The sequence below is a fragment of the Streptomyces sp. NPDC059832 genome (assembly GCF_042731715.1).
GTDB lineage: Bacteria > Actinomycetota > Actinomycetes > Streptomycetales > Streptomycetaceae > Streptomyces.
The window spans coordinates 76,996-100,220 of sequence record NZ_JBHWIY010000006.1; the positions used below are offsets into that span (position 1 = coordinate 76,996).

Below are 23,225 nucleotides of genomic sequence, written 5' to 3' on the forward strand. Positions count from 1 at the left end.
ACCAAGACGTACATCACACGGATGGCGGACACGTCACGGGCAGGCACACCCGCCGCGCGGGTGTGCCTGCCCGGATCTTCGAGGGGTCAGCTGCCGACGGCCACACCGAACAGCGTGCCCAGACCGTAGGTGATGGCCGCCGCGGCCCCGCCCAGCACCAGCTGACGCAGCCCGCTGTACAGCCAGCTGCGGGCCGTCACCCTGGCCACCACCGCGCCGCAGGCAAACAGTCCGACCAGCGCGAGCAGCACGGCCGGCCACAGCGCGCTCGCACCGAGCAGATACGGCAGCACGGGCAGCAGGGCCCCCAGCGCGAACGCGCCGAACGACGACACCGCGGCGACGAGCGGCGAGGGCAGATCACCCGGATCGATGCCCAGCTCCTCGCGGGCGTGTATCTCCAGGGCCTGCTCCGGGTCGCGCGACAGCTGCCGCGCGACCTCACGGGCCAGGCCGGGCTCGACGCCGCGGGACTCGTAGAGCTCGGCGAGCTCCCGCTCCTCGTCCTTGGGGTGCTTGCGCAACTCCCGCCGCTCGACGTCGAGTTCGGCCTCGACGAGCTCGCGCTGCGAGGCCACGGAGGTGTATTCGCCGGCCGCCATGGAGAACGCACCGGCGGCCAGGCCCGCCAGACCGGTGATCACGATCGTCTGCTGGGAGACGGAACCTCCCGCGACGCCGGTCATCAGTGCGAGGTTGGAGACCAGCCCGTCCATGGCACCGAACACCGCCGGACGCAGCCAGCCGCCGTTCACGTCACGGTGGGTGTGGTTGTCGCGGTGTGCCTCGTGCAGTACGGCGTCGGTCTCGATGATGGACACAGCTCTCCCCTTCTCCGGCGGCGGAATCCACTCGCCCCGCCCCCGCTCGACACCATCGAAAGTACGCACGAAAATCGGCCCCCGCCAGCAAGGCAGGCCGTACTTACCACCCTCCGTGAGCAGGTAAGTACGGCCTGCCTTGCTGCTTCCGAACCGTCATCCGACTGGCCCTTTTGTTGTGATTGTCGGCCTCTGCCGGGGCTCCGCGTGGGACAGATCGAGAAGGAAGTACGAGAACTGGCTCGGTGCGAGCGAAGGGTCGACGCGATGGAGTTGATCACAGGAAGTCCGGCGGATCCGCGGACGGACGGCGCGGGCCGGGGTGAGGCGCTCCGGGGGAACCTCGGCGACCGGGCCCGCGGCTCCCTGCTCGGTCTCGCGGTCGGGGACGCGCTGGGCGCGCCGGCGGAGAATCTGCGGCCGTCGGAGATCCGTCGCCGCTGGGGCCGGATCGAGGGCTTCGTGAGCGACGACCCCGCGGGCACGGACGACACGGAGTACGCGATCTTCTCGGGGCTGCTGCTCGCCCGGCACGGTTCCGCGCTGACCGTCACCCACGTGGAGCGGGCCTGGCATCTGTGGATCGCCGATCTCGACGAGGGGCAGTTCCGCGGTGCCGGGTTCAGCGAGCGGGGAACGCTGGAGAATCTGCGCCGGGGGCTCGCCGCCCCGATCTCCGCCCAGCACCGGCACGCCTGGAGCGATGGCCTGGCGATGCGGGCGGCGCCGTTCGGGGTCTTCGCGGCCGGCCGGCCGGACGAGGCGGCGCGGCTGGTCGCGGTGGACGGTCGGGTCAGCCATGACGGGGAGGGCATCTACGGCGGCCAGGCGGTGGCGGCCGGGGTGGCCGCCGCGATGGTGGGTGCCGGGGTCACGTCGGTGATCGCCGCCGCTCTGTCGGTCGTCCCCATGGACTCCTGGACGGCGCGTTCGCTGCGGCGCGCGGTGGCCGCCGCGCAGCGCAGCTACCCCGACCGGCTCACCATGGAACGCGCGGTGCGCTCCGCGGTGGTGGTCGGCGGCTACCCGTGGACGGACCTGGCGCCCGAGGCGGTGGGCCTGGCCTTCGGGGCGTTCGCGGCGGCCCGCGGCGACTTCCGTACGGCGGTGCTGACGGCGGTCAACATGGGCCGCGACGCGGACACCACGGCGGCGGTGGCGGGGGCCCTGGCCGGCGCCCTGCACGGGGCGTCCGCGATTCCGCGGCACTGGGGGGACGCGATCGGCCCGGTCCGGGGCAGCTGTCTGCCGGCCATGCGGGGGCACCACGTCCTGGACATCGCGGAGCTGCTCACCCCGGACGAGACGGACGGCGCGGGCGCTCCGGGCGGGGCGAGCGAGAACGCCACGCCGCGCGCGGGCGACGGCACCGACGACGAGGGCCCGGCCCGGCACCGTGCGCGTACGGACGCGGGATCACCGCACCCGCGGCCCGCGGACGCCGACGCGCCCGGGACCCGGCACCGCCCGCCCACGAGCACCGGCACACCCCCGCACGACGCCCCCCGCACCCCCGCCTCCCCGGCCGCCCGTCCCCGTACCCGTCCCGACGCCGGGCACCGGGCCCGGATCGAGGGGCTGCTGCTCGGGCTCGCCTCCGGGGACGCGGCAGGATGGCCCGCCGCACGGCACCGGGCGGCCCGGATGCCCGAGTGGACCCGGCGGCTCACCCGCGAGCTCGACACCTTCGCCGAACAGAACGCCACGACCACGCTGCCCGTCCCCATCGCGCTCAACCAGCCGCCCGAACCGCTGCGGCTCGGGCCCTCCGACGACGCCGAATGGGCGGCCTTCGCCGCCGGAACCCTGCTCACTTCGGCAGCCGGTCCGCTGCACGGGCTCTCCCCCGGACGCCGGATGCGGGCCGCCGTCGATGTCGCCTGGAACGCCCTGGCGGCCGAGGTCGCCGCGGCTGCCGCCCGTGCCCCCGAAGTCGAATCCGCGGTGCTCCCGCTGCGTGCCCGGATCTCGGTCCGGGCCGGGCTCGGCAATCTCGCCGCCGGGCTGCGACCGCCCGCCACCGGCCACGACAACCCGCACTACTTCGACGACGCGGCCTGCGTACGGGCCGCCGTGCTCGCCGTCGCCCACCCCGCGGACCCCGCCGCCGCCGCCGACCTCGCCGAGTTCGACGCGCGCTACACCCAGGACGGCGACGGGGTGCACGGGGCCCGCGCTATGGCGGCGGCAATCGCCGTGGCGCTGGGCGGTGCGGACGTGGACGCCGCGGTGAACGCCGCGCTCGCCCAGCTGCCCGACGGCACGGAGATCGCCCGCAACGCCGCCCACGCCGTCCGGATCGCCCGTGACTTCGTCGGGGAGGCGGCGGGCGCCTTCGCCCTCGTACCGGTGCTGGAGCATCAGATCGTCGACCACGTCTACAGCTACGGGATCGCCGCCGCCGAGACCGTCCCGGTCGCCCTCGCCCTGGCCACCGCGGCCCGCGGTCAGATCGCCCAGGCCGTTCCCGCGGCGGCGTGCCTGTCGCGGGTGGCCGACTCGGCGCCCGCCCTGGCAGGCGCGCTGACCGGTGCGCTCGGCGGTATCGGCGCCGTCCCGGACGGCTGGCGCGAGGCCTGTCGCACCCTCGCGGGCTGTGCGCTGCCCCGTCTGGCGGGGACCGATCTCATCGAACTCGCCGGGCTGCTGGCAGACACGGAACCGAAGCCCCCAGGTGGACAATTCGGACATGACATCCACGATGCCCACGCGGTACGAGGCCGGACCCAGAACACTCACACTCGATGAACGGATCACCGGCGCACTCGTCGGCGCCGCCGTCGGCGACGCGCTCGGCGGCCCGGTGGAGGGCCGGTCCCCCGAGCAGATCGTGGCCCGTCACGGCGGGCGGATCAACGGCATCGTGGGCCCGTGGGACGGCGAGAACTGGCGTACCGCGCGCCCCATCGCCCCGTACCACAAGGGCGACGGGCACGTCACCGACGACACCTTGATGACCCATGCGCTGGTGCGGGTGTACGGCGCCGTGCGCGACCATCTCGACGCCTACGCGGTCGCCGGGCATCTGGTGCCCGAGCTGATCTCGGGCCCCCGCTGGATCCCGGAGCTGGAGGCCGAGGCGCTGCCGCTCCAGCGGATCTTCCTCGCCGAGAAGTGGATCGTCGCCCGGCTGCACTACGGCCATGTCGATCCGCGCGAGGCGGGCAACGGAAACATCGTCAACTGCGGTGCGGCGATGTACATGGCCCCGGTCGGCCTGGTCAACGCCGCCCACCCGGAGGCCGCGTACGCCGAGGCACTGGATGTCGCCGGTGCCCACCAGTCGAGTTACGGAAGGGAGGCGGCCGGGGTCTTCGCGGCGGCCGTCGCCGCCGCCTGTGCCCCGGACGCGACACCCGCCCGCGTCGTCGACACCTGCCTGTCGCTCGCCAAGGACGGCACCCGGTCGGCGATCGAAGCGGTGTGCGAAGTGGCCGCCCGGCACAGCGACTTCGAGTCGGCGCTGACCCCGCTGCGCACCGCCGTCGCCCCCTTCGACACGGTCGGCCCCGACTACCGCGCCCCGTCCCTCGGCGCCCGCAGACCCTCCCGGCTGCATGCCATCGAGGAGCTCCCGATCGCGCTCGGCATGCTGCTCGTCGCGGACGGCGACTACCGGCACACGGTCCTCGGCTCGGTCAACTACGGCCGGGACTGCGACTCCATCGCCACCATGGGCGGCGCCGTCGCGGGGGCGCTCCACGGCGAGCGGACGATCCCCGCCACCTGGGTGAGAACGGTCGCCGAGGCCAGCCGCCTCGATCTGCACGCACCCGCGCGGACCCTGGCGGACGTCGCCCGCGAGATGTTCGTACGGGACACGGCCCGGCGCCGCGCACACGAGTCGGCGTTCGCCGCGCTGGCGGGTACGCCATGACCGTACGGGTGACATGGGTGCAGCCGGAGGACCTCGTCGGGCACGAGCTGCGCCAGGCGGCCGAGGACGGGCGGGACGCACAGGCCGTCGCGCGCCGGTGGTACGAGGCGGGCGGCACCCCCGCCCCGGAGCGCGCGGGCGCCTCCACCCCTCCGGCACCGGAGCTGCGCGCGCTCGCCGAACGGCTGCTCGATGAACTCGCCCTGCTGGAATCGCCGTTGGAGATCGACGAACCGACGGAGCTGGCCGCGATCCGGGCCGCGTGCCCGGACTGGCCGGCGCCCCGCCCCGCCCCGATGCCGGTGAGCCGGGACCGGCTGCACGCCGCCTGGCTGGGCCGGGCGGCCGGCTGTCTGCTCGGCAAGCCCGTCGAGAAGCTGCCGCTGGACGGCATCCGCGCCCTGGCCCGCGCCACCGGCAACTGGCCGCTCACCACCTGGTTCACCGCCGAGGGACTGCCCGCCCCAATGGCCGCCACCTACCCCTGGAACCGCCGCTCCGCACCCAACTCGCTGGCCGAGAACATCGACGGCATGCCCGAGGACGACGACCTCAACTACCCCTTGCTGACCGTGCTGTTGCTCCAGCGGTACGGTCCGTCCTTCACCACCGGCGATCTCGCGAGGCTCTGGCTCGACGAGCTCCCGGCCGGCCGGACGTTCACCGCCGAGCGGGTCGCGTACCGCAATCTGCTGGACGGCATCGAGCCCCCGCACACCGGCCGGTACCGCAATCCGTTCCGGGAGTGGATCGGCGCGCAGATCCGGGCCGATGTGCATGGCTGGACCCACCCGGGCGACCCGTCGGCCGCGGCGGAGCAGGCGCACCGGGACGCCGTGCTCAGCCACACCGCCAACGGGGTGTACGGGGCGATGTTCACCGCCGCGGCACTCGCCGAGGCGGCCGGGGGCGAGAGCGATGTGCACAGGTGCCTGGCCGCCGGGCTGCGGGTCGTACCGCCGCGTTCGCGGTTCGCGCAGGCCGTGCTCTTCGGTGTCGCGGCAGCCCGCGGCAGCGCCGATTTCGACGCGGTGGCGGACCGGCTGCACGCCGAGTACGGCGGGTACCACTGGGTCCACGTACTGCCCAACGCCGCACTGCTCGCCGCCGCCCTCACCCATGCCGGCGGCGACTTCTCGCGCTCCATCTGCCGCGCGGTGTCGGGCGGCTGGGACACCGACTCCAACGGTGCGACCGCCGGTTCGCTCGCCGGGCTGCTGGCCGGGGCCCCGGAGCGGCTGCCCGACCACTGGACCACCCCGCTGAAGAACCGCCTCGCCTCGTCCGTACCCGGTTTCGACTCCATCGGCTTCGACGCACTCGCCGAACAGACCCACCGGCTCACCCAGAAGGAGGCACTGTGCCCATGACCGGCATCGCGGTGCTCGGCAGCACCAATATGGACCTCGTCGCCTACGTCGCACGGGCTCCGGAGCGCGGAGAGACCGTCACCGGACGGGAGTTCCGCACCGTCCCGGGCGGCAAGGGCGCCAACCAGGCCGTCGCCGCGGCCCGCGCGGGCGGCGACGTGCTGATGATCGGCGCGGTGGGCGACGACGAGTACGGCACCCGGCTGCGGTCGAACCTGGAGCACGCGGGCGTCGACACCGATCTGCTGCACACCGCCGAGGGTCCCAGCGGTACCGCGCACATCGTCGTCGACGACACGGGTGCCAACTCCATCGTGGTGGTCCCCGGCGCCAACGGCACCATCACCGCCCTCGGCCCCGGTGAGATGGCCGCCATCGCGGGCGCCGATCTGCTGCTCCTCCAGCTGGAGCTGCCGCTGTCCGCGGTGATCGAAGGCGCGCGGGTGGCCCACGCCCAGGGCGTACGGACCATCCTCGCCCCGTCCCCCGTACAGCCCCTGCCGTCCGAACTCATCGACTGCGTCGATCTGTTGATCCCCAACGAGCACGAGGCGGCGGCGCTCTCCGGCTTCACCGACCCCCATGCGGCGGCGCAGCACCTGCTCAGTCAGGTCCCGGCGGTCGTCATCACGCTCGGTGCGAAGGGCTGTCTGTACGCGGCCCGGGGCGGCGAGCCCGTCCTCTTCCCCGCCCCCGAGGTCACCGCCGTCGACACCACGGCGGCGGGCGACACCTTCGTCGGCACGCTCGCCGTCGCGCTCGGCGAGCGACGGTCCGTACCGGAGTCGCTGGCCTGGGCGTCGTCGGCCGCCGCGCTCTGCGTGCAGCGGCCGGGCGCCTCGACCTCCATGCCGTACCGCACCGAGATCGACGCCGCGTGAACGCGCCCGCGCAGGCCCCCCTGACCGGGCTGCGGGTCGTCGACCTCGCCACGCTCTTCGCCGGTCCGCTCTCCGCCACCCTGCTCGGCGACTTCGGCGCCGAGGTGATCAAGGTCGAGCATCCGCGCAGGCCCGACCCCTCGCGCGGGCACGGCCCCACGAAGGACGGCGTCGGCCTGTGGTGGAAGCTGCTCGGCCGCAACAAGCGCAATCTGACCCTCGATCTGTCCAGTCCCGGCGGCCGTGACATCCTGCTCCGGCTGGCCGCCGGGACCGATGTGATCATCGAGAACTTCCGGCCCGGGACGCTGGAGCGCTGGGGTCTCGGCTGGGCGGAGCTGCACGCGGTCAACCCGCGGCTGGTCCTGGTCCGGGTCACCGGTTTCGGGCAGTTCGGCCCGTACGCGCACCGCCCCGGCTTCGGCACCCTGGCCGAGGCGATGAGCGGGTTCGCCGCGATCACCGGGGAGCCGGACGGGCCGCCCACGCTGCCGCCGTTCGGGCTCGCCGACTCGATCGCGGCGCTGGCCACCGCGTACGCCGTGATGGCCGCGCTGGCCGGGCGCGAGCGCACCGGGGAGGGGCAGGTCGTCGACATGGCGATCATCGAGCCGATCCTGACCGTGCTCGGCCCGCAGCCCATCTGGTACGACCAGCTCGGCTACGTACAGCCGCGCACCGGCAACCGCTCCCGGAACAACGCCCCGCGCAACACGTACCGCACCTCGGACGGGCACTGGGTCGCGGTCTCCACCTCCGCGCAGTCGATCGCCGAGCGGGTGATGCACCTGGTCGGCCGGGCCGAGCTGATCGAGGAACCCTGGTTCGCCTCCGGCACCACCCGCGCCGAGCACGCCGACGAGCTCGACGAGGCGGTCGGCAACTGGATCGCCCGGCACACCCGGGAGGAGGCGGTCTCGGCCTTCGAGAAGGCGGAGGCGGCCATCGCGCCCATCCACGACATCCAGGACGTGATGGAGGACCCGCAGTACCGGGCGCTGGACTCGGTCACCGAGGTCGACGACCCGGAGCTGGGTCCGCTGAGGATGCAGAACGTGCTGTTCCGGCTCTCGGCGACGCCGGGCGCGATCCGCTGGGCGGGCCGGCCGCACGGCGCGGACACCGAGGAGATCCTCACCGGACTGGGTCTGTCGGCCCCGGAGATCGCCGCGCTGCGGGCGGAGCGGGTCCTGTGACGACGACGGTCCCGCTCACCTGGCTGTACGTCCCCGGGGACCGGCCGGAGGTGGTGCGCAAGGCGCGGGACTCGGGCGCGGACGTGGTGATCGTGGATCTGGAGGACGCCGTGGCGCCGGACCGCAAGGGGTACGCGCGCTCGGCCACCGCCGAGCTGCTGTCCGAGGCGCCCGGGGACGCCGCCGTGCCGATCCATGTCCGGGTCCACACCGAGGCGGACATCCTCGCCCTGGCCGGGCTGCCGGGACTCACCGAGCTGCGGCTGCCCAAGATCACGCATGCGGCGTCCGTCCATCACATCGCGGCCGTGGCGCCGGGGGTCGCGCTCTGTCCGCTGCTGGAGTCGGCTCTCGCCATCGAGCACGCGTACTCGGTCGCCGCCTCCCATCCCCAGGTGCGCTCCATCGCCCTCGGCGAGGCGGACCTCCGGGCCGATCTGGGGGTACGGGACGACGCCGGGCTCGACTGGTCGCGCAGCCGGGTGGTGGTCGCCGCCCGCGCGGCCGGACTCGCCCCGCCCACCCAGTCGGTGTTCCCGGACGTCCGGGACCTGGACGGTCTGTGGACGTCCTGCGCGCACGGCCGTGCGCTGGGCTTCCTGGGCCGGGCGGCGATCCACCCCCGCCAGCTCCCGGTCATCGAGCGGGCGTTCCGGCCGACGCCGCAGGAGGTCGAGGTGGCGGCGGAGATCGTGGCGGCGGCCGTGGCGGACGAGGGTGCGCTGGCCCTGCCGGACGGCCGGTTCGTCGACGCGGCGGTGGTGGCCTCGGCCCGCAGGACGCTGGCGCTGGCCGGTGAATCGAGCCCGTCCGGGGGTTGAGGACCCATGCGAAGGGGCCCCGGACCAGTCGGTCCGGGGCCCCTTCGCATGGGTTCACACGGCTCAGCCGTTCTTGGCCGCCTCCGCGGTGCCGTCCTTCTCCGGTGTCCTGGCGGCATCCGCGCGCTCGGCATCACCGTCGGCCTTCGGACCCTTGTCCACGTCGGCCTTGGTGTCCTCGGTGTCCTTGGCGGCCTCGACGCCCTCGGCATCGGCGGCGTCCGCCGCGTCCTCGGCGGCCCCCGGCTCCACGACCTCCTCGCGCCCCGGCCGCACCTTCGCCGAGATCACGATGTACACGACGGCCAGCACGAACACGATCAGCGCGGTCCACACGTTCAGGCGCAGACCCAGGATGTGGTGGGCCTCGTCGACCCGCATGTACTCGATCCAGCCCCGTCCCGCGCAGTACGCGGCGACGTACAGGGCGAACGCCCGGCCGTGCCCGAGCTTGAAGCGGCGGTCCGCCCAGATCACCAGGAGGGCGACGCCGATGCACCACAGCGACTCGTAGAGGAACGTCGGGTGGTAGGTGCCGGCGACCCGGTTGGGGCCCTCACTGATCTTCAACGCCCACGGCAGATCGGTCGGCTTGCCGTACAGCTCCTGGTTGAACCAGTTGCCCCAGCGGCCGCAGGCCTGGGCCAGGGCGATGCCGGGGGCGAGCGCGTCGGCCCAGGCGGGCAGCGGGATCCCGCGGCGGCGGCAGCCGATCCAGGCGCCGACGGCACCGAGCGCGATGGCGCCCCAGATGCCGAGGCCGCCCTGCCAGATCTTGAAGGCGTCGACCCAGTTCTGACCGTCGCTGAAGTACAGCTGGTAGTCGGTGATGACGTGGTAGAGCCGGCCACCGACGAGGCCGAAGGGCACGGCCCAGACGGCGATGTCGGCAACCGTGCCGGATCTGCCTCCCCGGGCGACCCAGCGCTTGTTGCCGAACCAGACGGCGACGAAGACACCGATGATGATGCAGAACGCGTAGCCGCGGAGCGGGATCGGGCCGAGATCGATCACGCCGGTCGACGGGCTGGGAATGAAGGCAAGGTCCATGGCAAGGTCGACGCTACCCTGCCGGGTGGGGCGTACGGCAACCCACCCGACAACGTATGGGTAACGGGCAGGTCATCGATTCCCCTTGCCGGACTCCGCCCGGGGAGCGGTCAGGAGCCCGACGGGGCCGGGGTGACCGTGCCCGGCTTCTTGCCCTTGTTGGCCTCGGCCACCCACTTCTTCAGATTCGCCGCGGTGATCGGCTCGTTCCCCTTCTTCGGGAAGATCGATTCCCCGTTGAGCAGCGCGGTCGGCGTGCCCTGGAATCCGCCGTTCTGGAACGCCGTGTTGGACTTCTTGACCCAGCTGTCGTGCTTGCCGTCGTCCACACAGCTGCGGAAACCGGGAGTGTCGAGTCCCGGGACCTTCCCCGAGAGCTCGATCAGCTTGGCGTTGTCGCCGAAGGCGTCGTCGGTCTCCTGCGGCTGGTTGCTGTAGAGCACGTCGTGGTACGCGGGGAACTTGCCGGCGTCCTGGGCGCAGGCCGCCGCGTTGGCCGCCCGCAGCGAGCCGCTGCCGCCGAGATTGCCGTCGATGATCGTGGCGAGGTGGTACTCGACCTTGACCTGTCCGGTGTTCTCCAGCTGGTGGATCGTGTCGCGGAACGCGTTCTCGAACTGGGCGCAGACCGGGCAGCGGAAGTCCTCCCAGATGGTGAGCGTGGACGGGGCGTTGTCCGCGCCGACCCCGATGGCCAGGCTGTCCTTCCCGATCGCGCCGGACGGTGCGACGGCCGGGCCCGCCTCGCTCTTGTCGCCCTTGCCGCCCGAATTCGCGGCGATCACGCCGACGACGGCGGCCAGTGCCAGCACACCCACCACCGCACTGGTGACGATCAGCGTGCGCCTGCGGCGCTCGCCCGCCTTCTGGCGCTCGCGCTGCTGGACGAGCCGGTCTCGCGCGGCCCTTTTTCCCTGTTCGTTCTTCTCGCTCACACCCGCAGCAACGAACCGGGGAGGCACGTGCGTGCCTCCCCGGTCCAGGTCCACCCGTTTGGGTTACACCCGATTCAGCGCTTTCGAACGCCTTCGGCGAGTTCGCCCGCCAGGGAGCGGACGGCGGCCAGGCCGGCCGCCTCGTCGGGGGCGTCCAGCATCGCCTTGACGAAGGCGGAGCCGACGATCACCCCGTCGGCGAAGCCCGCCACCTCGGCGGCCTGCCGGGCGTTGGAGACGCCCAGGCCGACGCAGACCGGCAGGGCCGTCGTCGCGCGGGTGCGCCGGACCAGGTCCTGGGCCTGGTCACCGACCGACTCGCGGGTGCCGGTGACGCCCATCAGCGAGGCCGCGTAGACGAAGCCGGAGCCGGCCGCGGTGATGGTGGCGAGGCGCTCGTCCTTGCTGCTCGGCGCGACGACGAAGACGGTCGCGAGACCGTGTTTGTCGGCGTGCTCGCGCCACAGCGCGGACTCCTGGACCGGCAGGTCGGGCAGGATGCACCCGGCGCCGCCCGCCTCGGCGAGCTCGGCGGTGAAGCGCTCGACGCCGTACCGGTCGATCGGGTTCCAGTACGTCATGACGAGGATCGGGACACCGGTCGCCGCGTACGCCTCACGGACCGTGCGCATCACGTCGGCGATCCGTACACCGCCGCGCAGGGCGATGTCGTCGGCGGTCTGGATGACCGGTCCATCGAGCACCGGGTCGCTGTGCGGCAGCCCCACCTCGACGATGTCCGCGCCGCCCGCCACGACCGCCTTCACGGCCTCGATCCCGCCGTCGACGGTCGGGAACCCGGCCGGGAGGTACGCGATGAGCGCGGCCCGGTCCTCCGCCTTCGCCTTCGCGAGGGAGGCACTCAACAGCTCCACATTGCCGCTCACTTGGTGACCTCCTCTTCCCCGTCGGCCACATCGGCCTCGACGACCCCGTCGGTCCCGTCGTACAGCCCGAAGTAGCGGGCTGCGGTGTCCATGTCCTTGTCGCCGCGGCCGGACAGATTGACCACGATCAGCCCGTCCTTGCCGAGCTCCTTGCCGACCTCCAGGGCCCCGGCCAGCGCATGGGCGCTCTCGATGGCCGGAATGATCCCTTCGGTGCGGGAGAGGAGGAGCAGCGACTGCATGGCGGCGTCGTCCGTGACCGCGCGGTACTCGCCGCGGCCGATGTCCTTGAGGTACGAGTGCTCCGGGCCGATGCCCGGGTAGTCGAGACCGGCCGAGATGGAGTACGGCTCGGTGATCTGGCCCTCGTCGTCCTGAAGGACGTAACTGCGCGAGCCGTGCAGGATGCCCGGCTCGCCCGCGGTCAGGGTCGCCGCGTGCTCGCCGGTCTCCACGCCGTGTCCAGCGGGCTCGCAGCCGATCAGCCGGACGCGGGCGTCCGGGATGAAGGCGTGGAAGAGCCCGATGGCGTTGGAGCCGCCGCCGACGCAGGCGATGGCGGCGTCCGGCAGCCGGCCGGTCCGCTCCAGGATCTGGCGGCGGGCCTCGACGCCGATGACCCGGTGGAAGTCACGGACCATGGCCGGGAAGGGGTGCGGTCCCGCGACGGTGCCGAAGAGGTAGTGCGTGCGGTCCACATTGGCGACCCAGTCGCGGAACGCCTCGTTGATGGCGTCCTTCAGGGTCCTGGAGCCGGACTTCACGGCGATGACCTCGGCGCCGAGCATCCGCATCCGCGCCACGTTCAGCGCCTGCCGCTCGGTGTCGATCTCACCCATGTAGATGGTGCATTCGAGGCCGAAGAGCGCGCAGGCGGTCGCGGTGGCGACGCCGTGCTGGCCGGCGCCGGTCTCGGCGATGACCCGGGTCTTGCCCATGCGCTTGGTGAGCAGTGCCTGGCCCAGCACGTTGTTGATCTTGTGTGAGCCGGTGTGGTTGAGGTCCTCGCGCTTGAGGAAGATCCGGGCGCCGCCCGCGTGCTCCGCGAAGCGCGGGACCTCGGTCAGCGCGCTGGGCCGGCCGGTGTAGTTGACCATGAGCTCGTTGAGCTCGGCGGCGAAGGCCGGGTCGGCCTTGGCCTTGTCGTACTCGACGGCGACCTCGTCCACGGCGGCGACGAGCGCCTCCGGGATGAACTTGCCGCCGAACGCACCGAAGTACCCCTCGGCGCTGGGGATCAGACCCTCCGGGTCCGGAATGAAGAAGTCAGATGACATCCGACGTGCTCCTCGACATCGCAATGGGTGGGTTCACCGTATGCGCCGTGAGCGGAGCGCCACCGCGACCGGCGATCAGTCGGGCGGTGCGGTCGTACGTACGACGGGAGTGGTGCGGGTACGTCGGCCGGGGCTCGCTACAGCGCGGACCCCGTGCGCCATCGCATGCCGTTGACCTGGCCGGGCTCGTCGCCGATCACGTACCGCACCCGCCGGCCGTGCACACGGCGCGCCGGGGCGCGGCAGCCGCGGGGGCGGCAGCCGCGTGCCAGCGGGGCGTGCGGCACCCGGGCCGTCGCTCCGGTGGGGCGCAGGCCCCGCCGGGGACGGAACACGGGGCGTTCGGCGGACACGGGTCGGGTCAGCCCCGTCCGTGCCGGAGCGCCGGGTGGGCGCCGGCGGCGACCAGATCGGCGACGGCGGCCCGCGGGTCGCGGCCGGTGACCAGCGACTCGCCCACGAGCACCGCGTCGGCGCCCGCGTTGGCGTACGCGATCAGGTCGTGCGGGCCGCGGACACCGGACTCGGCGACCCTGACGATGTGGGCCGGGATCTCGGGGGCGACGCGCTCGAAGACGGAGCGGTCGACCTTGAGGTCCTTCAGGTTGCGCGCGTTGACACCGATGACCTTCGCCCCGGCGTCCACGGCACGCTCCGCCTCCTCCTCGTCGTGCACCTCGACCAGCGGCGTCAGGCCGATGGACTCGGCGCGCTCGATCAGGGAGACCAGGGCCTCCTGGTCGAGGGCGGCGACGATCAGCAGGGCGAGGTCGGCGCCGTAGGCGCGGGCCTCCCAGAGCTGGTACGAGGTGACGATGAAGTCCTTGCGCAGGACCGGGATGTCGACCTTGGCGCGGACGGCCTCCAGGTCGGCGAGCGAACCGCCGAAGCGGCGCTCCTCGGTGAGGACCGAGATGACGGACGCGCCGCCCGCCTCGTAGTCCGCGGCGAGCGCGGCCGGGTCGGCGATGGCGGCCAGGGCCCCCTTGGAGGGGCTGGAACGCTTGACCTCGCAGATGACGGTCACGCCCTCGCCCCGCAGGGCGGCGACTCCGTCCTTGGCTCCGGGAGCGCGCGCGGCGCGTTCCTTCAGCTCGTCGAGGCTGACACGCGCCTGCCGCTCTGCGAGGTCGGCGCGTACGCCGTCGATGATCTCGTCGAGCACACTCACGCGAGCGGCCCCCTTCCGGGACGGTGATGAGGGAACAGGATCAGCCATGTCAATGCTATCCGCAGGAGGGCGAAGGGCCCGAATCCGGTGGGCGAATGTCCCACTACCTGGGCATTCAAGGGGCCAGAACGGAGCCGATCGGCAGATTCCGGACGACCGAGAAGATCAGCAGTACGGCCCCGATCCCCCACCAGACCACGGGTTTCGCCGCGAGGCTCATGGGTCTGCCCCGGGCGGCGCGGACCGTCCAGACCGCCCACAGGACGGCGAAGACCGCGTAGCCGACGACGGCGAGCGCGTTGGAGCCGAGGGCGGCGGCGATGTCGCCGTGCGCGACGGCGTGGGCGCTGCGCAGGCCCCCGCAGCCCGGACAGTAGAGCCCGGTGAACCGGAGCAGTGGGCAGAGCGGGTAGTGGCCGGGCTGGTTGGGGTCGACGGCACCGACGTAGCCGAACGCACCGACGACGACGGCCATGACGCCCACCGGCGTGGCCAGCCGCCGGACGCGCGAGACGGGTACGGGGGCCGGGGGGAAGACCGGCGGGGACGGACGGCCGGACATGGGCGGCTGTCCGGTCATCGGCAGGCCGGGCCCGGGGACCGGGGCCGGTGCTGCGGCGGGGGTAGGCGATGCGTCCACCCGGTGATTGTCCCCGCTGACGCGGAAAGGCGCAGCCCGGAGCGGGCTGCGCCTCGTATGCGTACGGGTGCCGCGTGGCGTCAGGAGACCTGGGCCTGTGCGGCGCGGGCCCGTGCCTGGGCCATCTCCGCGGACTCCTTCGGCATGCCGAGGCCCGCGGCCTTCATCGCGAGGCCGACGACCCCGCCGAGGAGGACGACGGCGATTCCGGCCCAGAAGCCGACGGGGTTGGCCGCGACCATGAAGACGCCTGCGACGCAGAAGCCGATGAAGGAGATGATGACACCGGTCCAGGCGGCCGGGGTGTGTCCGTGGCTGCTGCCCGCCATGAGTTGCTCCTTGTTGGTGTTGCGCTGTGGGTATCGCTGTACGCAAAGCTGGTGCTGCTGTGCTGAGAGCTCAGCTTCATTGTCCCGTACGTACGGGTAGGACGTGAGCTGGGGGTCTTCTAGCCCGTCGGGTCCTCGCCGCGGTCCAGGGCCTTCCAGAGGTCCTCGGGCCGGTCCGGGTCCGGGGCGGTGCGGGCGGCCTTGCGGGGGCGGGGGGTGCCGTCCCGTTCGTACCGTCCCGACATGGTGGGCCAGAGCTTCCCGTACCGCAGGGCGAGCAGCCCGGCGAGCAGGATCAGCAGGCCGCCGGCCGCGGTGACGTAGGGCCACGCGGTGTGGGCGAGCGCGTCGATGGTCGCCGAGGCGTCGCCGGTGGACTGGGCGGCCTTCTCGTCGAGCGCCGCGCTGTCGGAGGCGCCGAGGCAGGCGCTCAGTCCGGCACCGAGGCCGCTGAGGGCGAGGAGCCCGGCGACGAGCAGCCGGGAGGCCCCGCGGACCGCGAAGACGGCGACGAGGGCGGCCAGGCCGACTATGGCGAGGGCCGCCGGGAGACCGGTGACGTCCTGGCCGTCGGCGGTCAGGGGCAGTGAGCCGCCGCCGACGGACGCCTCGCCCTCGGCCCAGGTCTGGCCGGAGGCGAGCAGGACGACGGTGGCGCCGGCCGCCCCGAGGAGCAGACCGGCGGCCAGGCTGCGGCGGCTTCCCGAGGTGTCGGGCGCGGTGGCGGCTCGGGCACGGGGCTGGGGTACGGGGACAGCACTCACGTACTCCACTATCCCCTACCGCTTCGGACCGACCGGCAATCGGGGGGCGGCACCGCGATTGCCGGCCGGTCTCACGCGCCGTGGAGCCGGTTGGCCGTATGCACCGCGCGGAGGACCGCCGCGGCCTTGTTGCGGCATTCGGTGTCCTCGGCGACCGGGTCGGAGTCGGCGACGACGCCCGCTCCGGCCTGGACGTATGCCGTGCCGTCGCGGAGCAGGGCGGTGCGGATGGCGATGGCGGTGTCGGAGTCCCCGGCGAAGTCGAGATAGCCGACGCAGCCTCCGTACAGTCCGCGGCGGGTCGGTTCGAGTTCCTCGATGATCTGCATCGCGCGGGGCTTGGGGGCGCCGGAGAGGGTGCCCGCGGGGAAGCAGGCGGTGAGGACGTCGAAGGCGGTGCGGCCCTCGGCGACGCGGCCGGTGACGGTGGAGACGATGTGCATCACGTGCGAGTACCGCTCGATCGACATGAAGTCGACGACCTCGACGGTGCCGGGTGCGCAGACCCGTCCCAGGTCGTTGCGGCCGAGGTCGACCAGCATCAGGTGCTCGGCGCGTTCCTTCGGGTCGGCGATGAGCTCGTCGGCGAGCGCCTGGTCCTCCTGCGGGGTGGCGCCGCGGTGCCGGGTCCCGGCGATCGGGTGGACCATGGCGTGTCCGTCCTCGACCTTGACGAGGGCCTCCGGGCTGGAGCCCGCGACATCGAAGCCGTCGAACCGGAAGAGGTACATGTACGGCGACGGATTGGTGGCCCGCAGCACCCGGTAGACGTCCAACGCGCTTGCCGTGCACGGGGTCTCGAAGCGCTGGGAGGGGACGACCTGGAAGGCCTCGCCGGCCCTGATGCGTTCCTTCACGTCCTCGACGGCGTCCTGGTACGCCGTGCCGCCCCACAGCGCGGCGTACGGGGGCAGCCCGGACGGCGGGAGGGCGGCGGGGGCGTTCTGGACGGGGCGGGAGAGGTCCCGTTCCATGGCGTCGAGGCGGGCGACGGCGTCCGCGTACGCCTCGTCGACGCCGGTCGAGAGGTCGTTGTGGTTGATCGCGTTGGCGATCAGCAGGACGCTGCCGTCCCAGTGGTCGAGCACGGCCAGGTCCGAGGTGAGCAGCATCGTCAGCTCGGGGACGTGCAGGTCGTCCTCGCCGCTGTCGCCGATCCGCTCCAGGCGGCGCACGATGTCGTAGCCGAGGTAGCCGACCATGCCGCCGGTGAACGGGGGCAGCCCGTCGTCGACGACCAGGTCGCGCGGGGTGTGCAGGGTCTCGATGGTGGCGCGCAGGGCCTCCAGCGGGTCGCCGTCGACGGGGACGCCGACGGGCGGCACGCCCAGCCAGTGGGCCTGTCCGTCGCGTGCGGTGAGGGTGGCGGCGCTGCGTACCCCGATGAAGGAGTAGCGGGACCAGGTGCGGCCGTTCTCCGCGGACTCCAGGAGGAAGGTGCCGCTGCGCTCGCCCGCGAGTTTGCGGTAGAGCCCCACCGGGGTGTCGCCGTCCGCGAGGAGCCTGCGGCTGACGGGGATGACGCGCCGGTCGACGGCGAGTTCGCGGAAGGTGTCGAGATCCATGGCGGCTGGCCCTTTACTGCGCGAGCGGGAGGACGTCGGCGTCGAAGCAGGTGCGGTCGCCAGTGTGGCAGGCGGCACCCGTCTGGTCGACCCTGACGAGGACGGTGTCGGCGTCACAGTCGAGGGCGACGGACTTGACCTGCTGGATGTGGCCCGAGGTGTCTCCCTTGACCCAGTACTCCTGGCGGCTGCGGGACCAGTAGGTGCAGCGGCCGGTGGTGAGGGTGCGGTGCAGGGCCTCGTCGTCCATCCAGCCGAGCATCAGTACCTCGCCGGTGTCGTACTGCTGGGCGATGGCCGGGACGAGTCCGTCGGCACCGCGCTTGAGGCGGGCCGCGATGGCCGGGTCGAGGTTGCCGGACGGCGGCGGAGTGCTGGGCGTGGGCGCGCTGGTCATGCGCCCATTGTGCCGTGGCCGTGGGGGCGTCTCCGTGCGGCGTCCACTGGGCGGACCGCGTGCGGCGGTCGTACGCTGGCGAGCATGTCGACCCATGCGAAGCGCGAACGACTTCTGCTCGCCGACCTGTTGGAGGCGGCGGGACCGGAGGCCCCGACCCTGTGCCACGGCTGGACGACCCGGGACCTGGCCGCCCATGTGGTGGTCCGGGAACGGCGGCCGGACGCGGCGGGCGGGATTCTGCTGGGCGCGCTGCGGAACCGGCTCGAACGGGTGCAGGCCGAATTCGCCGCGAAGCCGTACGAGGAGCTGATCCAGCTGATCCGTACGGGACCGCCGAGGTTCTCCCCGTACGCCGTGAAGCAGCTGGACGAGGCCGCCAACACCGTGGAGTTCTACATCCACACGGAGGATGTCCGCCGGGCCCAGCCGGACTGGTCGCGGCGCGAGCTGGACCCGGTGTTCGCCGATCTGCTGTGGTCGCGCGCCGAGAGGACGGCCCGGCTGCTGGGCCGCCGGTCCCCGGTGGGTCTGGTGCTGCGCCGCCCGGACGGCCAGACGGCGGTGGCGCACAAGGGCACCCCGGTGGTGACGGTCACCGGCGAGCCGGGCGAGCTGCTGCTCTTCGCGTTCGGGCGGCAGGACGCGGCGACGGTGGGCCTGGAGGGCGACAAGGAGGCGGTGGACCGGCTGCACACGGCGGAGCTGGGGATGTAGGGCCTCAGCCCGGGAGCTCCGCGCGGCGCAGCCGGGTGAAGGCCAGACCCGCCGCCGCCCCCGCGGCGCACACCGCGGCACTGGTCACGAAGACCGGGCCGGTCCCCCAGACCGCGACGGCCGCTCCCGTGACCGGGTAGCTGAGCGGGGCGACGGCGTGGGTGAAGAGCGTCGAGACCGAGGTGACCCGGCCGAGGTAGGCGGGTTCGGTGACGGTCTGGATCAGGGCGCCGCACAGGGAGCCGCCGAGGCCCGCGAAGAGCCCGACGCAGACCGCCGTGGCGGCGGCGAGGGCCACCGAGGGCGCGTACGCCAGGGCGCCGATGGCGACCGCGCCGGTCAGCACCGTCAGACACATCACCAGCCCCGCGCGCGGCAACCGGCCGCGCACGGCGAGCAGCAGCGCCGTCGCACCGGCGCCGACGCCGAACGCGGCGACGATCCAGCCCATGCCGGACGCCCCCCAGCCGCGCTCGCGGACCAGCAGGACCAGTCCGAGGTTGAGCGGTCCGACGAAGCCCAGCTCGCTGACGGCGACGACGAGCACCAGCGGCCCGAGCAGCGGGTGGCGGCGGATGTGACGCAGCCCGTCGGCCAGTTCGCGCCAGGCGGTGCCGGACGGTTCGGCACTGTCCTGATCGGGCAGCGGACGGATCCGCAGGGACAGGAGCAGCGGCAGCGACACGGCGAAGAGCACCCCGGCCGCGGCGAAGGCGAGCGTCGGTCCGCCGAGGGCCACCGCGAGACCGCCGAGCGGCGCACCCACGACATTGGCGATACGGGTGGCGAGCCCGCGCAGGCCCTGGACGCGGGCCAGCTGCCCGGCGGTGGTGATCCGGGGCGACAGGGCGCCGACAGCGGGCAGGAAGAGGGCGTCGACCACACCGAAGACCAGCGCGACGGCGATCAGCATCCACAGGGCGGGCGAGGTGAGCAGCAGGGCGCCGGCCAGGCCGAGGGCGACCAGGCAGCGGGCGGCGTCGCTGCCGATGACGACGCGGCGCGGTCCGATCCGGTCGGCGAGCACTCCTCCGCCGAGCATCAGCACGGCCCGGGGTATGGAGCCGACGGCGAGGACCATTCCGGTCTGGGCGTCGCTGCCGGTGCGGGCGGCGGCCCAGGCGAGCGCCATGTAGTAGACGCTGTCGCCGATCATCGAGGCGGTGTGGGCACCGAGCCAGCGCAGGACGTTGGCGTCGCGGTGGGCGGGGCGTTCGGCGGCTTGCGCGGGCGTGACGGTGACGGTCATGGATCGTCCTTTTCGGGTGGCCGGCTCAGGTCCGGAACGGGAATCCGTACACGTGCAGCGCGACTTGCTCACGGCCGTCCGGGTCACCGGCCTCCTCGCGGGCGCGGGCGGTGTCCTGGTAGCGGTCGATCAGCTCGTGCATCTCGCGGGCGAGCGCGGCGAGCTCCCCGGCGGTGAGCCGGGGCAGGTACTCGGAGGCGAAGGAGGCGCTGCGCCACTCGGGGGCCCAGGACTGGGTGGAGTCGAGGTAGCGGCGGTACAGCTCGATGTGCTGGTCGAAGGAGAGCCGGCCGACGGCGGCGTGCGTGGCGGCCTTCTCGGGCGCGTCGCTGAAGTCCTCGTCGTGGAAGTTCAGCCCCTTCGAGGCGAGCTGCCACCAGCGCTCGCGGCCGTCCCTGCCCTGCTGCTCGGCCTCCTCGATCAGGCCGTGGTCGGCGAGCTTGCGCAGGTGGTAACTGACCAGTGAGACCGCCTCGTCGACCTGTTCGGCCAGCTGGGACGCGGTGGCCTCACGGGCGATGTAGAGCGCCCGGTAGAGCTTCATCCGCAGGGGGTGTCCGAACGCTTTCAGGGTCTCCAGGTCCGAGACCCGGCGCGATTCCTTGCTTGCCATGCCCCCCACCGTAAACAGGAAAGGAAACTTGCGCAATTTTTATTGCGCAATAAAAGCTGTGGGTTCCTGGACGGCGGAAAAGCCCATCGCCGGGCGGGGCCGACGAATCGGCTCCGCCCGGCGATGGGCTCGATGGGTACCGCGGGTCAGCGGACCGGGTGTCCGGCCTCCCTGAGCGCGTTCTTGACCTCGGAGATCCGCAGATCGCCGAAGTGGAAGACGGACGCGGCGAGCACCGCGTCGGCGCCCGCCGCGATGGCGGGTGCGAAGTGCGCGAGCCGGCCGGCGCCGCCGGAGGCGATGACGGGGACGGTCACGTGCTTCCGTACCGCCGTGATCATCTCGGTGTCGTAGCCGTCCTTGGTGCCGTCCGCGTCCATCGAGTTGAGCAGGATCTCGCCCGCGCCCAGCTCGGCGGCCCGGTGCGCCCATTCGACGGCGTCGATGCCGGTGCCCTTGCGGCCGCCATGCGTGGTGACCTCGAAGGTGCCGGCGGGGGTGCGCCGGGCGTCCACGGAGAGCACCAGGACCTGGCGGCCGAAGCGCTCGGCGATCTCCCGGATGAGGTCGGGGCGGGCGATGGCGGCGGTGTTGACGCCGACCTTGTCCGCACCGGCCCGCAGCAGCTTGTCGACGTCGTCGGCGGTACGGACGCCGCCGCCGACCGTGAGCGGGATGAAGACCTGCTCGGCGGTGCGGCGCACCACGTCGTAGGTGGTCTCCCGGTCACCGCTGGACGCGGTGATGTCCAGGAAGGTCAGCTCGTCGGCGCCCTCGGCGTCGTACAGCTTCGCCATCTCGACGGGGTCGCCCGCGTCGCGCAGGTTCTGGAAGTTGACGCCCTTGACGACCCGGCCGTTGTCGACGTCCAGGCACGGGATGACGCGTACCGCGAGGCTCATCGCGCACCTGCCCGGTAGGCCTCGACCTCGACCTCGACGACCAGGCTCGGGTCCACGAAACCGGACACGATGATCATCGAGGCGGCGGGGCGGACGTCGTCGAAGAGCTCCTTGTGGGCGCGGCCGACCTCGTCCACGTCCCGGGCGTGCGTGAGGTACATCCGGGTACGGACGACGTCCTCGCGGCCCATACCGAGCTGCTTCAGCGCGTCGAAGGCGACCTTGAAGGAGGTGACGGTCTGCTCGTACGGGCCGCCGGCGGAGATCTGTCCGTTCTCCACCGAGGTGCAGCCGGCCACCAGGACGAGGCCGTTCGGCAGCTCCACCGCGCGGGAGTAGCCGAACTTCTCCTCCCACGGGGCACCGGAGGAGACACGGTTGACGGAGTCGCTCATCCGGAGACCGCCTGAAGTGCTTCTTCGAGGGTGAACGCCTTCGCGTAGAGCGCCTTTCCGACGATCGCGCCCTCGACGCCGTCCGGGACGAGCGAGGCGATGGCCCGCAGGTCGTCCAGCGAGGAGACGCCGCCGGAGGCGACGACGGGCTTGTCGGTGGCGGCGCAGACGTTCTTCAGGAGCTCCAGGTTGGGGCCCTGGAGCGTGCCGTCCTTAGCGATGTCGGTGACGACGTAGCGGGCGCAGCCCTCGGAGTCGAGGCGGGCGAGCGTCTCGTAGAGGTCGCCGCCGTCGCGGGTCCAGCCGCGGCCGCGCAGCGTCGTGCCGCGGACGTCCAGGCCGACGGCGATCTGGTCGCCGTGCTCGGCGATGACCTTGGCGACCCACTGAGGGGTCTCCAGGGCGGCGGTGCCGAGGTTGACCCGGCGGCAGCCGGTGGCGAGGGCGGCGGCGAGCGAGGCGTCGTCGCGGATGCCGCCGGAGAGCTCGACCTTGATGTCCATGGCGCCGGCCACCTCGGCGATCAGCGCGCGGTTGTCCCCGGTGCCGAAGGCGGCGTCCAGGTCGACGAGGTGCAGCCACTCGGCCCCGGCACGCTGCCAGGCGAGGGCGGCCTCCAGCGGGGAACCGTAGGAGGTCTCGGAGCCGGACTCGCCGTGGACGAGGCGGACGGCCTGGCCGTCGCGGACGTCGACGGCGGGGAGCAGTTCAAGCTTCGGCATTACAGCGTCTCGATCCAGTTGGTCAGCAGCTGGGCGCCGGCATCGCCGGACTTCTCGGGGTGGAACTGGGTGGCCCACAGGGCGCCGTTCTCCACGGCGGCGACGAACGGCTCGCCGTGGGTGGCCCAGGTGACCCGGGGGGCACGGATCTTGGGGTTGGTGACTTCCAGGCTCCAGTCGTGCACCGCGTAGGAGTGCACGAAGTAGAACCGGGCCTCGGGGTCGAGACCGGCGAAGAGCTGGGAGTCCTCGGGGGCCCGCACGGTGTTCCAGCCCATGTGCGGGACGACCGGGGCCTTCAGCGGGGCGACGGTGCCGGGCCATTCGTCCAGGCCCTCCGTCTCCACACCGTGCTCGATGCCGCGCTCGAAGAGGATCTGCATACCGACGCAGATGCCCATGACGGGGCGGCCGCCGGAGAGCCTGCGGCCGATGATCCATTCGCCGCGGGCCTTCTTCAGCCCGTCCATGCACGCGGAGAACGCGCCGACGCCGGGCACCAGCAGCCCGTCGGCGTTCATCGCCTTCTCGAAGTCGCGGGTGATCTCGACGTCCGCGCCGACGTGGGCGAGGGCCCGTTCGGCGGAGCGGACGTTGCCGAAGCCGTAGTCGAAGACGACGACCTTCTTGTTGTCGCTCACAGCTC

The 23,225-nt window shown here is 72.8% G+C and carries 25 protein-coding genes and 1 pseudogene; 8 read left to right on the forward strand and 18 right to left on the reverse strand.

What is annotated here, in order from left to right:
* Positions 1-86: 86 nt before the first annotated feature.
* Positions 87-821 (reverse strand): VIT1/CCC1 transporter family protein, encoded by a 735-nt coding sequence (locus tag ACFV8T_RS12630; RefSeq protein WP_266420601.1) that lies wholly within the window; start codon positions 819-821, stop codon positions 87-89.
* 267 nt (positions 822-1,088) lie between these two features.
* On the opposite strand from ACFV8T_RS12630, the pseudogene ACFV8T_RS12635 reads away from it, so the two are divergent.
* The 7 genes and pseudogenes from ACFV8T_RS12635 to ACFV8T_RS12665 all read left to right on the forward strand — a co-directional run.
* Positions 1,089-1,970, forward strand: a pseudogene (locus ACFV8T_RS12635) (ADP-ribosylglycohydrolase family protein); the annotation flags it as partial.
* 105 nt (positions 1,971-2,075) lie between these two features.
* Positions 2,076-3,569, forward strand: a complete 1,494-nt coding sequence (locus tag ACFV8T_RS12640) for an ADP-ribosylglycohydrolase family protein (protein WP_385327360.1) — start codon at positions 2,076-2,078, stop codon at positions 3,567-3,569.
* Complete coding sequence (locus ACFV8T_RS12645; protein WP_385326918.1) at positions 3,511-4,698, forward strand: ADP-ribosylglycohydrolase family protein; 1,188 nt, start codon at positions 3,511-3,513, stop codon at positions 4,696-4,698. The genes ACFV8T_RS12640 and ACFV8T_RS12645 overlap by 59 nt, the downstream gene beginning before the upstream one ends.
* Entirely contained in the window at positions 4,695-6,068 is a 1,374-nt protein-coding gene (locus ACFV8T_RS12650; protein ID WP_385326919.1) for an ADP-ribosylglycohydrolase family protein, read from the forward strand. Before ACFV8T_RS12645 ends, ACFV8T_RS12650 begins: the two co-directional genes overlap by 4 nt.
* Positions 6,065-6,949, forward strand: coding sequence for a ribokinase (rbsK, locus tag ACFV8T_RS12655; RefSeq protein WP_385326921.1), 885 nt, complete (start codon positions 6,065-6,067; stop codon positions 6,947-6,949). Before ACFV8T_RS12650 ends, rbsK begins: the two co-directional genes overlap by 4 nt.
* Positions 6,946-8,145: a CaiB/BaiF CoA transferase family protein gene (locus ACFV8T_RS12660; protein WP_385326923.1), complete on the forward strand. Its 1,200-nt coding sequence runs from the start codon at positions 6,946-6,948 to the stop codon at positions 8,143-8,145. The genes rbsK and ACFV8T_RS12660 overlap by 4 nt, the downstream gene beginning before the upstream one ends.
* Positions 8,142-8,966, forward strand: coding sequence for an HpcH/HpaI aldolase/citrate lyase family protein (locus ACFV8T_RS12665; RefSeq protein ID WP_385326924.1), 825 nt, complete (start codon positions 8,142-8,144; stop codon positions 8,964-8,966). Before ACFV8T_RS12660 ends, ACFV8T_RS12665 begins: the two co-directional genes overlap by 4 nt.
* Positions 8,967-9,029: 63 nt before the next feature.
* Here ACFV8T_RS12665 and lgt read toward each other — a convergent pair whose 3' ends face one another.
* The 11 genes from lgt to hisI all read right to left on the reverse strand — a co-directional run bounded on the left by lgt (position 9,030) and on the right by hisI (position 17,981).
* Positions 9,030-10,016, reverse strand: a complete 987-nt coding sequence (gene lgt / locus ACFV8T_RS12670; RefSeq protein ID WP_385326926.1) for a prolipoprotein diacylglyceryl transferase — start codon at positions 10,014-10,016, stop codon at positions 9,030-9,032.
* A gap of 110 nt (positions 10,017-10,126) precedes the next feature.
* Entirely contained in the window at positions 10,127-10,951 is an 825-nt protein-coding gene (locus ACFV8T_RS12675; RefSeq protein ID WP_385326927.1) for a thioredoxin domain-containing protein, read from the reverse strand.
* A 74-nt stretch (positions 10,952-11,025) separates the two neighbouring features.
* The gene (trpA, locus tag ACFV8T_RS12680) at positions 11,026-11,838 is read right to left on the reverse strand and encodes a tryptophan synthase subunit alpha (RefSeq protein ID WP_385326928.1); all 813 of its coding nucleotides are present in this window, start codon (positions 11,836-11,838) and stop codon (positions 11,026-11,028) included.
* Complete coding sequence (gene trpB, locus ACFV8T_RS12685; RefSeq protein ID WP_385326930.1) at positions 11,835-13,115, reverse strand: tryptophan synthase subunit beta; 1,281 nt, start codon at positions 13,113-13,115, stop codon at positions 11,835-11,837. Before trpB ends, trpA begins: the two co-directional genes overlap by 4 nt.
* A 137-nt stretch (positions 13,116-13,252) precedes the next feature.
* On the reverse strand, positions 13,253-13,450 hold the full coding sequence (trpM, locus tag ACFV8T_RS12690; protein ID WP_385327362.1) for a tryptophan biosynthesis modulator TrpM: 198 nt from the start codon (positions 13,448-13,450) through the stop codon (positions 13,253-13,255).
* A 26-nt stretch (positions 13,451-13,476) separates the two neighbouring features.
* Positions 13,477-14,286 carry an indole-3-glycerol phosphate synthase TrpC gene (gene trpC, locus ACFV8T_RS12695; RefSeq protein WP_385326932.1) on the reverse strand — a complete coding sequence of 270 codons (810 nt, stop codon included), beginning with the start codon at positions 14,284-14,286 and terminating at the stop codon, positions 13,477-13,479.
* Between the two features lie 115 nt (positions 14,287-14,401).
* On the reverse strand, positions 14,402-14,926 hold the full coding sequence (locus ACFV8T_RS12700; RefSeq protein ID WP_385326933.1) for a DUF2752 domain-containing protein: 525 nt from the start codon (positions 14,924-14,926) through the stop codon (positions 14,402-14,404).
* A gap of 80 nt (positions 14,927-15,006) precedes the next feature.
* Positions 15,007-15,255, reverse strand: a complete 249-nt coding sequence (locus ACFV8T_RS12705) for an HGxxPAAW family protein (RefSeq protein ID WP_266420573.1) — start codon at positions 15,253-15,255, stop codon at positions 15,007-15,009.
* Positions 15,256-15,374: 119 nt separating this feature from the next.
* A complete protein-coding gene (locus ACFV8T_RS12710; RefSeq protein WP_385326935.1) occupies positions 15,375-16,028 on the reverse strand; it encodes a TIGR02234 family membrane protein in 654 nt (217 codons plus the stop codon).
* Between the two features lie 62 nt (positions 16,029-16,090).
* A complete protein-coding gene (locus tag ACFV8T_RS12715; RefSeq protein ID WP_385326937.1) occupies positions 16,091-17,701 on the reverse strand; it encodes an anthranilate synthase component I in 1,611 nt (536 codons plus the stop codon).
* On the reverse strand, positions 17,598-17,981 hold the full coding sequence (gene hisI / locus ACFV8T_RS12720; protein ID WP_093543499.1) for a phosphoribosyl-AMP cyclohydrolase: 384 nt from the start codon (positions 17,979-17,981) through the stop codon (positions 17,598-17,600). The genes ACFV8T_RS12715 and hisI overlap by 104 nt, the downstream gene beginning before the upstream one ends.
* A gap of 84 nt (positions 17,982-18,065) precedes the next feature.
* On the opposite strand from hisI, the gene ACFV8T_RS12725 reads away from it, so the two are divergent.
* Positions 18,066-18,698, forward strand: a complete 633-nt coding sequence (locus ACFV8T_RS12725; protein WP_385326938.1) for a TIGR03085 family metal-binding protein — start codon at positions 18,066-18,068, stop codon at positions 18,696-18,698.
* Positions 18,699-18,702: 4 nt separating this feature from the next.
* Here the strand turns inward: ACFV8T_RS12725 and ACFV8T_RS12730 are convergent, their stop codons facing one another.
* The 6 genes from ACFV8T_RS12730 to hisH all read right to left on the reverse strand — a co-directional run bounded on the left by ACFV8T_RS12730 (position 18,703) and on the right by hisH (position 23,220).
* On the reverse strand, positions 18,703-19,947 hold the full coding sequence (locus ACFV8T_RS12730; RefSeq protein ID WP_385326940.1) for an MFS transporter: 1,245 nt from the start codon (positions 19,945-19,947) through the stop codon (positions 18,703-18,705).
* 25 nt (positions 19,948-19,972) lie between these two features.
* Positions 19,973-20,560 carry an ArsR/SmtB family transcription factor gene (locus tag ACFV8T_RS12735; RefSeq protein ID WP_385326941.1) on the reverse strand — a complete coding sequence of 196 codons (588 nt, stop codon included), beginning with the start codon at positions 20,558-20,560 and terminating at the stop codon, positions 19,973-19,975.
* Positions 20,561-20,706: 146 nt separating this feature from the next.
* Positions 20,707-21,462, reverse strand: coding sequence for an imidazole glycerol phosphate synthase subunit HisF (gene hisF / locus ACFV8T_RS12740; RefSeq protein ID WP_266420558.1), 756 nt, complete (start codon positions 21,460-21,462; stop codon positions 20,707-20,709).
* Positions 21,459-21,857 (reverse strand): RidA family protein, encoded by a 399-nt coding sequence (locus tag ACFV8T_RS12745; protein ID WP_385326943.1) that lies wholly within the window; start codon positions 21,855-21,857, stop codon positions 21,459-21,461. Before ACFV8T_RS12745 ends, hisF begins: the two co-directional genes overlap by 4 nt.
* Positions 21,854-22,579 (reverse strand): bifunctional 1-(5-phosphoribosyl)-5-((5-phosphoribosylamino)methylideneamino)imidazole-4-carboxamide isomerase/phosphoribosylanthranilate isomerase PriA, encoded by a 726-nt coding sequence (gene priA / locus ACFV8T_RS12750; protein ID WP_385326945.1) that lies wholly within the window; start codon positions 22,577-22,579, stop codon positions 21,854-21,856. Before priA ends, ACFV8T_RS12745 begins: the two co-directional genes overlap by 4 nt.
* Complete coding sequence (hisH, locus tag ACFV8T_RS12755; protein WP_385326946.1) at positions 22,579-23,220, reverse strand: imidazole glycerol phosphate synthase subunit HisH; 642 nt, start codon at positions 23,218-23,220, stop codon at positions 22,579-22,581. The genes priA and hisH overlap by 1 nt, the downstream gene beginning before the upstream one ends.
* Positions 23,221-23,225: the final 5 nt, after the last annotated feature.